This window comes from Devosia sp. (genome assembly GCF_014860165.1).
Taxonomy (GTDB): domain Bacteria; phylum Pseudomonadota; class Alphaproteobacteria; order Rhizobiales; family Devosiaceae; genus Devosia.
On record NZ_JACZKG010000033.1, the window covers coordinates 36,288 to 46,628 of the forward strand.

Sequence of the window (10,341 nt, forward strand, 5' to 3'; positions counted from 1 at the left end):
CCGGAATAGGTCAGAACGGGTTGGCGAAGAAGCTCGATATCCGCTCGGGCGAGGAACCGTCATAGCCGGGCAGGATGATGTCGTCGACTTTCCAGCCCCTGGCGCCCTCATCGACGAGCTCGAAGGTGATCTGCTGGTGCTGATAGCCCGTGATGTCGACGACTATCACGGCCCGGTCGCCCTTGATCTTGGGCTGGCCGACCGCGAAATCCATGCCGCCCGAATCCTGGCCATTGATGAAGGGCGAGAAATCCAGCACGCCGATCTCGTTGCCCTCAGCCTTCAGTGCCGCATCCGCTGCGGCGAAGCTGGCGTATAGCTCGCTCGAAAACGTGTCCACCTCGTCGAAAGCCGCGTCCGAGTCGAAGGTCTCCCAGTTCTCGGATGCCTCGATCTGCTCATAGACTGCCACGAGCAAGGCGCGCGGATCGTCGAAGCTGGGAATCGGCGCGGCAAGAGCCGGCGCCGCCAACAGTGCAAGCCCAAAGGCCGGGAGGTATCTGCGCATCAATTGAACCAGAAGGCGTAGTTGAGCCAGTCGGTGCCAAACACCCGGTTGGCTTCGGCAAAGCTCTGCGCATCGGCGATCGGGCCAGCCTTGATAAAGGGCAGCGCCCCCTGGCCGGCAATGAGCATGACGATGTCGGTCTCGGTGGCCGTTTCGAAGTAGGCCTTGAGGTCGAAGCCCTGCTTGAAGCGCCAATGCGGCACCAGCAGTTCCCCGGCAAGGATCTGGTCGACCGTGTCGAGGGTGGCCATCCAGGCTTCCGGCGCCTCCGAGGTCACTGGCATTTCCGGCGCCAGCGACGTCTGGTGCGGGCCGGGCACCAGTTCGCGGTTGTCGTCGGTCTCGGCAAGGATCAGTTCCCAGTTCCTGCGGGAGAACGCCACGATGGACTGGAGGCGCGCGAGGACGCCGGCAAGCCGTTCGCTATCGGTCACCGGAAAATCAGCCGTGTGAATGGCCGCGATAATGTCGGCGATGAATGCATCGCTGTCCGGATCCATGAACAGCGTGCTGCCAGTCGAATAATCCTGCATCGGCAGGCCCGCCGCCGGGAAGACCCGGTGCAGATAGGCATTGAAGAACTCGGAAAAGTCATGCGCGAGCAGCAGGTCGACCGGCGCGGCGGCAACCTGGCTATAGCCGGCGAACCAGATCGCGTCGGCATTGTCGAAGCCGATGCTCGTGTCCACGACGGGCTCGGCGCCCTTGGTCTTGCTCTTGCCGCCAGGTGGCGGACCATCGGGCGACGGGACATCGGCGAACTCGCCCCCGACCATGGCGCCAAGCGTCTCGCCCTCGCGGGCCGTGCCATCGCCATCGAGGTCGACCCGCACCCGAAGCGGGTCGATGGTCACCACAAAGCTGCCCGCATCGGCCAGCTTGAAATAGTCGCGGGCGCTGTCCATCGCGGTCACATAGTCACTGAGAATGCTGCGGAGCTGTTCGTAGCTCAGCGGCTCCGGATTTGGATTGGCGGGTGCCGCAGTGGCGCCACCATCGAGGCCCAGCAGCATGGCGGCCGCCGGGGTGCCCGGCGTGGTCGCGCCGTGTCGGTAGAGCGCCTGTGACAGGCCCTCGACGCCCCCGATAAGATCGGTCAGCCCGGCGGCAAAGCAGGCATCGGCATTGAGTTGGGCGCAGCGCTCGATGCTGGCGTCACGGGCCTCGGCCAACGTGCCATCATAAAGCCGCTGGGCGAGTTGCTCGCCCACATCGCTTGCCATTGCGGCACCCGGCAGCATCAGGGTGGCCATGGCCACCGCCGTCAATACCCTCATCGCGCTCTCCCTCGTGACGCTTCGCGATCGTCTGCTTACACTTACCTGCTTATTTGCCGACCCGCTCGAACCATTCGTCTTCGGTGATGACCTCGACGCCAAGCGCTTCGGCGGACTTGAGCTTGGACCCCGCCCCGGGTCCGGCAATCAGAATATCGGTTTTCGCCGATACCGAGCCTGCCACCTTCGCCCCCAGCCGTTCGGCCATAGCCTTGGCTTCCGATCGTGACATTTTTTCGAGCGAGCCGGTGAACACCACCGTCTTGCCGGCAACCACACTGTCGGCCGAGACATTGACGATATAGGGCTTGGGATGAACCTGGGACAACAGGGCGTTCAGCACCACGTCATTGCGCTCATTGCCGAAGAAATCGACCAGGGCCTCGATCACCGTGCCGCCAATGCCATCGACCGACGGGAAGACGCTATGCGGGTCCGCTGCGGCCGCAGTCTCCTTGCCGACGCGGATCAGCTCTTCCATCGTCGAGAAGGTTCGGGCCAGCACCGCAGCCGTGGTTTCCCCGATATGGCGGATGCCCAGGGCGAAGATGAAACGATCCAGCTCCGGCTCGCGGCGCGCATCGATGGCGGCAAAGAGCTTGTCGAGGCCCTCGTAGTTGCGGTCCTCGACGGCGCGTACATTCTTGCGCGTCTTGCCCGAAGCGGCCTCGCGCATCCTGGCCTGCTCCTCGCGGCGCTCGGCCAAAGCCTGCTGCACCGCCGGGCGGCGATCCCTGAGGGTGAAAAGATCGGCAGCGGTCTTGACCAGCCCCTTGCTGAAGAACAGCTCGATATTCTCCGCGCCGAGCCCCTCAATATCCATCGCCCCGCGCGACACGAAATGGCGCAGGCCTTCCACCGCCTGGGCGGGGCAGATCAGTTCGCCCGTGCAGCGGCGGCGGGAATCCTCCTTGCCGGTCTTTTCATTGATCTCGCGCGTCGCCGGCGAGCCGCAGACCGGGCAGGTATGGGGGAACTCATAGGGCACCGCATTATCAGGGCGCTTTTCCAGCACCACGCGGACGATCTGGGGGATGACATCCCCGGCCCGCTGGATAACCACCGTATCGCCGATGCGGATGTCCACGCCCTCGCGGATCGGCAGTCCGTTGCTGTCGAAGCCCTTGATGTAGTCTTCGTTGTGGAGGGTGACATTCTCCACCACCACGCCGCCCACGGTCACCGGCTCCAGCCGGGCCACCGGGGCCAGCGTGCCGGTGCGTCCGACCTGGATATCGATGCGCTTGACCGTGGTCGTCGCCTGCTCGGCCGGGAACTTGTGGGCAATGGCCCAGCGCGGCTCGCCGGTCACGAAACCCCAGCGCCGCTGCAATTCGAGCTGGTCGACCTTGTAGACCACGCCGTCAATGTCATAGCCCAGCGATGAGCGCTGCTCCTCGATGAGCTTGTATTGCGCGATCAGCTCGTCGACCGACTTCGCCCGCACCATCAGCGGGGAAACCTGGAAGCCCCATTCCTTGAACTTCTGCACCGCCTCATACTGCGTCGGCGCCGGATCCTCGGACGTGGCGCCCCAGGCATAGGCGAAGAATTTGAGGTTGCGGCTGGCAGTGACCGAAGCATCCTTCTGGCGCAGCGAACCCGCCGCAGTATTGCGCGGATTGACATAGTCCTGCCCGCCGGATGCCGCCGAACGTGCCTTCAGGGCCTGGAATTCGGCATAGGTCATGTAGACCTCGCCGCGGATTTCGATGCTGTCTGGCCAGCCCGAGCCCGCGAGCTTTTCCGGGATGTCCTTGATGGTCCTGAGATTGGCCGTGATGTCCTCTCCAACAGCACCATCGCCACGGGTGGCGCCGCGCACGAAGACGCCATTCTCATAGAGCAGCGAGGCCGAAAGGCCATCGATCTTCGGCTCGGCGGTAAAGGCGATGTCGAGGTCCTTGTCGCGCTCGAAGAAGCGCTTGCCGCGGGTGATGAAGTCGACCACATCCTCGTCCGTATAGGCTTTGGCCAGGCTCAGCATCGGCACGGCATGGCGGACCTTGGCGAAGCCCTCGGCGGGCGGCGCGCCAACATTGAGCGAGGGGCTGTCCTCGCGCACCAGATTGGGGAAGGCCTCCTCGATAGCGTCGTTGCGGCGGCGCATCTCGTCATAGGCCGCATCGGTGATCTCGGGCGCGTCCTTCTGGTGATAGGCGATATCGGCGGCGGCAATGGCCTTGGCGAGGCGCGCCAGTTCGATATCGGCTTCCTGCTCGGTAAGGTCGTCGACGGGCTTTTTGGACAGGTCGGTCATTGGATCACTCGGCATATACTCGTGTCGAAGTGTAGTCCGGAGTCACTCGCGGGAAGGCGGGAATCTCCGTTTGCTGCAGCATCCGATAACAGAGATTCCCGCCTTCGCGGGAATGACACTGTGAACCAGATGCGGGCAGGTCACCCGACCTCGCTCAGCAGCTTGCTCGCGGCCGCCCGGGCTTCGTCGGTCACCGTGGCGCCCGCCAGCATGCGGGCCACTTCCTCCTGCCGCGCCTCCACCCCGAGCGGTTTGACATGCGTGCGCATGAAGGCGCCTTCCTTGACCGCCTGCTTCTCGATCAGCAGATGCCGCTGCGCCCGCGCGGCAACCTGCGGCGCATGCGTCACTGCCAGCACCTGCACCTTGCCGGCCAGTCGCGCCAGGCGCCGGCCGATGGCATCGGCGACGGCACCGCCAACCCCGGTGTCGATTTCGTCAAAGATCAGCACGGGTGCCGAACCACGATCGGCCAGCACCACCTTGAGCGCCAAGAGGAAGCGGCTGAGTTCACCACCCGAGGCGACCTTGAGCAGCGGGCCGGCCGCCGTCCCCGGATTGGTCTGCACGTGAAAGGCGATCTGGTCGAACCCCGAAGCCGCCACGCGGGACGCGTCGACCTGATGATCCACGATGAACTTGGCCGAGCCGAGCTTGAGATCGGGCAGTTCCGCGCCCACCGCCTTGCCGAGCGCGGCGGCAGCCTTGGCCCGGCCACTGCTCAGCGCCTCGGCGGCCTTGCGGTAGCTTTCCATCGCCTTTGCCTCGGCGATCCTGAGGGCACCCAGGCGCGCCTCGCCGCTTTGCAGAGTATCGAGGTCGGCGCTGTATTTGGCCAGCACTTCGGCCAGCTCGTCGCAGGTGGTCTGGTGCTTGCGGGCCGCGGCGCGCAGGGCAAACAGCCGCTCCTCCACGCTTTCCAGTTCGGCCGGGTCATAGGCCATCTCGCGCTTGAGCTCTTCAAGCGCATCGCCGGTGCGATCGAGCGCCACGAGCGACGCGTCGAGCGTATCCACCAGCGGCTGGAACAGCGTCTGGCCCCCGTCGATCTTGCGCATCAGACGTCGCATCAGGCTCGCCAGCGCCGGTGCAGGGGCCGATGGGCCATTGAGCATCTCATCGATCTCGATGACGTCGGAGGCCGAGCGCTCGACCTGCTGGAGGTGCTGGCGGCGTTCGGCCAGTTCCTCCTCCTCGCCGGCCACCGGCTTGAGCTTGGAAAGTTCGTCCACCGTGTGGCGGGCATAGTCTTCGGCGGCCAGTGCCTGTTCCACGAGCGTCTTCTGCGCCGCCACGGCGTCCTGGGCGTCGCTCAGCGCCTGCCAGGCTTCGTGAACCTTGATCGCCGCAGCATCGAGTTCGCCAAAGGCATCGAGTGCGGCGCGGTGGGTGGCGACATCGACCAGGGCGCGATCGTCATGCTGGCCGTGGATTTCCACGATCTGGCTGCCGACCCGCTGCAGCAGCGCGGCAGAAACCGGCTGATCGTTGATGAAGGCGCGGGTGCGCCCATCGGCGAACTGCACGCGGCGCAGGATGACATCTTCATCGTCGGGAATGGCATTGTCGCGCAGGACAGTACGCGCCGGATGGTCAGCTGCCAGCTGCAGCACGGCCACTACCTGCCCGCTATCCTGGCCACTGCGCACCAGCGATGCATCGCCCCGCCCACCCAGGGCCAAGGTCAATGCATCGAGCAGAATGGACTTGCCCGCCCCGGTTTCGCCGGTCAGCACCGTCATGCCGCCGTCGAGCGCCAGGTCGAGCTGGTCGATGAGAACGATGTTGCGAACCGAAAGCGCGTTCAGCATGCGCGGACTATTCCCAGACTTCGTGCCGACAAGCGGCGCATACCCAGCATTGTCTTACCATCACCGGCCCATTCCCGCGAAAGCGCGATTCCCCTTACGCACAGGAAGAGCGGCTCCTAGCCTCGCCCGCCGGGCCCCACTTTGACCTGTCGGCGGGAAGACATGGCAAGCGACCACGCACTCCTCCCGATTCGACAGTTTACCGTGCACCACAACAAAACGAACCGGGGCGCATATTAGCGCCCCGGAACAAACTAGCAACAGATTACTTCGGAACCGCTAGTTCCCCGGAACTTTCAGTTCCTGAGGCCAGCCATCCAGCTGCCGTCATTGACGACGGGCGCAAGACCCTGCTTGGCGAGGAGGTCGAAGGCCTGCTTGTACCAGGTGCTCGACGGGTAATTGTGACCCAGCACGGCCGCAGCGGTCGAAGCCTCGTTGGTGAGGCCCAACAGCAGGTAGGCCTCGGTCAGGCGGAACAGGGCTTCTTCCACATGGGTGGACGTCTGCCAGGTTTCGACCACGACGCGGAAGCGGTTGATGGCGGCGGTATGCTGGCCATTGCCGAGATAATATCGGCCCACCGACATTTCCTTGCCGGCAAGCTGGTCATAGGCCACCAGCAGTTTGTCCTTGGCGTCCTCGGCATATTCCGATTGCGGGAAGTTCGAGATGACGAGGTTGTAGGTCTCGATCGCGTCGGCCGACAGCTGCTGGTCGCGGGTAATGTCCTTGATCTGGGCGAAGTAGGAATTCGCCTTGAGATACAGCACATAGGCAGCGTCAGGCTTGTTGGCGTAAAGCGCCATATAGCGGTCCGCAGCCAGGATGGCTTCATCCAGCTTGCCGCCGCGATAGTTCGCATAGACCTGCATCAGCTTGGATTTTTCCAGCAGCGGATCGCGCGGATGCTGCCGGTCGAGTTGTTCCAGCGACTTTACCGCCGTGGCGTAATACTGGCGATCCATGTCGTCCAGTGCCTTCTGATACAGCGTGGCGGCCGGAATGATCGGCTCTTCCTTGAGCTTCTGGGGCCCGAACATGCTGCAACCGGCAAGCACGGCAACAACCAGGGCAAGCGTGAAAAACCGGGCGGCCCGGCTGGTGAGACCACCAATAGCGTCAACTGTCACGAAGTGCCCCGTCCTTATAACGAAAACCGCTCTGGCTGCGGCGTAGTCAGAAAATGGATCAAAACTGTGGCGCCGCGCGCCCTTTGGTATCAGCGCACGGACCGCAGATAGTGGTTGACCGCTAAACCCGTCGGCTGATCGTCGAACGCCTCGAATTCGAGCGGCAAGTCTTCGGCGCCAACTATCTCATAGTTGGCTTCGCTGGAAAAGAGACCGGTCAGCACATGCGCGTTGAGCGCATGCCCGCCTTTGTAGGACCGGAACCGGCCCCAGATGGGCAGTCCGCCCAGCGACAGGTCGCCGATGGCATCGAGTAGCTTGTGGCGGACGAACTCGTCCTCGTAGCGCAGCCCGCCCGGATTGAGGATGCGATCCTCGTGCACAGTAATGGAATTGTCGAGGCTGGAACCGAGCGCATAGCCGGCCTGGCGCAGGATCTTGGCGTCGCGCACGAAGCCGAATGTGCGCGCCCGCGATACATCCTCATAGTAGCGGCGCGGCGTCCAGTCGAAGATCATGCGCTGGCGGCCGATGACCTTGCTGTCAAAATCGATCTCGAGGTCGAGCGCCCGGCCATTATATGGCTCCAGGGCAGCAAAGGCGTCATTATTGCGGACAGTGACGGCGCGCATGACCTTGAGGAACTTGCGCTGCGCTGGCTGGATTTCGAGACCGACCGCGAGAATCGCTTCGGCAAAGGGCCGGGCGCTGCCGTCCAGGATCGGACATTCGCCACCATCAAGGGTGATGACCGCATTGTCCACGCCCATGCCTGACAGGGCGGACATCACATGCTCGACGGTGGCGACGCTGATGCTGTCGCCGAGATCGAGCGTGGTGCACAGGGTCGTGCGGGTGACGCGGGAAAAATGCACGGAAACGGGCGCGGTGGTGACACCATCGCCTTTCTGGCGGCAGATGGTGATGCCTGAATCGACTGCACCCGGAGCGATGGTCAGGGTGACTGGCTGGGCGCTGTGAACGCCGTAGCCGGCGAAGCTGATCGCGGCAGCGAGGGTACGCTGGCGCGTGGACAGTTTTTGCATACTCGAAATAACTCCGACCCCAGGCCCCGGACGTCCGAGACTGTGTTAGCCAAAAAAAACTCGGCGCGAAAGCCGCGCCGAGCAATCTTCTCGTGAATCTACCCGCAGTTTGTTAACCGTGCTTGCGCAGGAAAGCCGGGATTTCGAGGCTATCTTTCTGCGGTGCCGGGGCCGGCTGGCGACCATGTGGATCCAGGTTGCCGCGGGCACCCTCGACGGGCGGCGCGACGCGCGAAGTCCTTGCACCACCGGCTTCAATGGCGCTGCGCGCTGCCGCATCGTCGGCTGCGGAATAGGCGGTTTCATCCCGCGAAACAGGCTGCGGCTGCCCCAGATTGAGGCCGACATTGGAGGCCAGTTTCTTGAACAGCGCACGCGCGTTGCGCGGCTCTGCCTCATGACGTTCCTGCGTCTCCTGTGACCGCCTCGCAACAATCGGCAGCTCCTCGGTGCGCGGCATGCGGCGTTGGCCTTCCGGGCGAACGGCATGGGACGGCACATAGGCGCTCGGAACCGGCTGTTCGTCGGCCATGGAGGGCTCATCGGCTTCATGCATGCTTTCGGCGGCCGGGATATAGGGCTCGACGAACACCCCGTCGTCTTCGACATCGTGGCGCGCCGGGGTCGGCGCGGCCATGCTGAAGGCCTCGGCGACAGCTGCCTCAAACTGATGCTCGATGGCCTGCTGCGGCGGAGCGACGGGCGTCGTGGCAGCGGCGCGTTCGATCTGGGCGCGGGTCGGTTCAACCGGCACATGGCGGCGCACTTCCAGCGGCGTGCGCGAGGCATGCGGCTTGGCCGGCTCCAGCGCCTGCACCATGGTTGCGTCGGTGCCGGTTGCCACGACGGCAACGCGGATCGTGCCGGTCAGGCTCGGATCAAAGGTCGCGCCAAGAATGATGTTGCAGTCCACGTCGACTTCCTCACGGACGCGGCTGGCCGCTTCGTCGACTTCGTACAGCGTCAGGTCCGGACCACCGGTGATGGAGATCAGCAGACCCCTTGCGCCATGCATCGAGACGTCGTCGAGCAGCGGATTGGCAATGGCGGCTTCGGCGGCGTGACGGGCGCGATCTTCGCCCGAGGCTTCGCCGGTACCCATCATCGCCTTGCCCATGCCACGCATCACGGCGCGCACGTCGGCGAAGTCGAGGTTGATCAGGCCTTCCTTGACCATCAGGTCGGTGATGCAGGCAACGCCCGAGAACAGCACCTGGTCGGCCATGGCGAAGGCATCGGCGAAGGTGGTCTTCTCGTTGGCGACGCGGAACAGGTTCTGGTTGGGAATGACGATCAGCGTATCGACATGGCGATGCAGTTCGTCGATGCCGTCCTCGGCCAGGCGAGCCCGGCGATTGCCTTCGAAATTGAACGGCTTGGTGACGACGCCGACAGTCAGGATACCCTGCTCCCGGGCCGCGCGCGCCACGACGGGCGCCGCACCGGTACCGGTGCCACCACCCATGCCGGCGGTGATGAACACCATGTGCGAACCGCTGAGGTGATCATTGATCTCGTCCCAGCTTTCCTCGGCCGCCGCACGGCCGACTTCCGGATGCGAGCCGGCACCGAGACCCTCGGTAACGCCCACGCCGAGTTGGATGATCCGCTGCGCCTTGCTGAGCGCCAGGGCCTGCGCGTCGGTATTGGCAACGACGAAGTCCACCCCGTCGAGCCCGGACTCGATCATGTTGTTGACGGCGTTGCCGCCGGCGCCGCCCACACCGAACACGGTGATGCGCGGCTTGAGTTCGGTCAGATCTGGAACTCTAAGGTTGATAGTCATGGCGGCCTTCCAATCCTTGCGATTGTCCCTTGCTGAAGCTCTTTCCGGCGCTACCCCGCACAGGCGCCGGCCGAGCCATCCGTCTTTCTAAAAATTGTCCATGAACCACTCGCCGACCTTGGCGAAGTAGCCTGTCCCCGTACGCAAGAACCGTTGCTCGGTGCGGGCACCGAGTTTTTCGTCGCCGCGCGCCCAGTGCAGGAGAAGACCGATCGCGGCGGAGAAATCCGGCGCGGCGGCCGCTGGCGGCAAACCATTCATGGCGCGAGGGCGGCCAAGCCGCGCCGGGCGTCCAAACATGTTCGAGGCAAGCTCCGGCAGGCCGGTGAGCTGGCTGCCGCCGCCGGTCAACACCAGGTGCTGGGCGACTTCGGCGGCAAAACCGCTGGCCGCCAGACGGCGGCGCATGAGATCGAGGATCTCCTCGATGCGCGGCCGGATGATGCAGGCGAGCTGTGCCTTGGTGATCTGATTGAGGCTTCCTTGCGCCATGCCGGCGACGCAAGGGTAGGTGATGATC

The 10,341-nt window shown here is 64.2% G+C and carries 7 protein-coding genes and 1 pseudogene; all 8 read right to left on the bottom strand.

Annotation, left to right across the window (positions count from 1 at the left end; all coding sequences use genetic code 11):
• Positions 1 to 10: 10 nt before the first annotated feature.
• On the bottom strand, positions 11 to 508 hold the full coding sequence (locus IH615_RS07850) for a hypothetical protein (protein WP_291361193.1): 498 nt from the start codon (positions 506 to 508) through the stop codon (positions 11 to 13).
• On the bottom strand, positions 508 to 1,785 hold the full coding sequence (locus tag IH615_RS07855) for a hypothetical protein (RefSeq protein WP_291361194.1): 1,278 nt from the start codon (positions 1,783 to 1,785) through the stop codon (positions 508 to 510). The genes IH615_RS07850 and IH615_RS07855 overlap by 1 nt, the downstream gene beginning before the upstream one ends.
• Before the next feature lie 49 nt (positions 1,786 to 1,834).
• Positions 1,835 to 4,036 (bottom strand): NAD-dependent DNA ligase LigA, encoded by a 2,202-nt coding sequence (ligA, locus tag IH615_RS07860; RefSeq protein ID WP_291361199.1) that lies wholly within the window; start codon positions 4,034 to 4,036, stop codon positions 1,835 to 1,837.
• 149 nt (positions 4,037 to 4,185) lie between these two features.
• Positions 4,186 to 5,856: a DNA repair protein RecN gene (gene recN, locus IH615_RS07865; protein WP_291361195.1), complete on the bottom strand. Its 1,671-nt coding sequence runs from the start codon at positions 5,854 to 5,856 to the stop codon at positions 4,186 to 4,188.
• Positions 5,857 to 6,152: 296 nt separating this feature from the next.
• Positions 6,153 to 6,989 (bottom strand): outer membrane protein assembly factor BamD, encoded by an 837-nt coding sequence (locus IH615_RS07870; protein ID WP_291361196.1) that lies wholly within the window; start codon positions 6,987 to 6,989, stop codon positions 6,153 to 6,155.
• An 89-nt stretch (positions 6,990 to 7,078) separates the two neighbouring features.
• A complete protein-coding gene (gene lpxC / locus IH615_RS07875) occupies positions 7,079 to 8,035 on the bottom strand; it encodes a UDP-3-O-acyl-N-acetylglucosamine deacetylase (RefSeq protein WP_291361197.1) in 957 nt (318 codons plus the stop codon).
• Between the two features lie 112 nt (positions 8,036 to 8,147).
• Positions 8,148 to 9,821 carry a cell division protein FtsZ gene (gene ftsZ / locus IH615_RS07880; RefSeq protein ID WP_291361198.1) on the bottom strand — a complete coding sequence of 558 codons (1,674 nt, stop codon included), beginning with the start codon at positions 9,819 to 9,821 and terminating at the stop codon, positions 8,148 to 8,150.
• 87 nt (positions 9,822 to 9,908) lie between these two features.
• A pseudogene (locus IH615_RS07885) lies at positions 9,909 to 10,341 on the bottom strand (cell division protein FtsA); the annotation flags it as partial.

What these genes read in the sequence shown, in the direction of transcription:
- IH615_RS07850 (WP_291361193.1), bottom strand. Translation starts at nt 508, where the DNA reads ATGCGCAGATACCTCCCGGCCTTTGGGCTTGCACTGTTGGCGGCGCCG.
- ftsZ (WP_291361198.1), bottom strand. Translation starts at nt 9,821, where the DNA reads ATGACTATCAACCTTAGAGTTCCAGATCTGACCGAACTCAAGCCGCGC.
- IH615_RS07855 (WP_291361194.1), bottom strand. Translation starts at nt 1,785, where the DNA reads ATGAGGGTATTGACGGCGGTGGCCATGGCCACCCTGATGCTGCCGGGT.
- recN (WP_291361195.1), bottom strand. Translation starts at nt 5,856, where the DNA reads ATGCTGAACGCGCTTTCGGTTCGCAACATCGTTCTCATCGACCAGCTC.
- lpxC (WP_291361197.1), bottom strand. Translation starts at nt 8,035, where the DNA reads ATGCAAAAACTGTCCACGCGCCAGCGTACCCTCGCTGCCGCGATCAGC.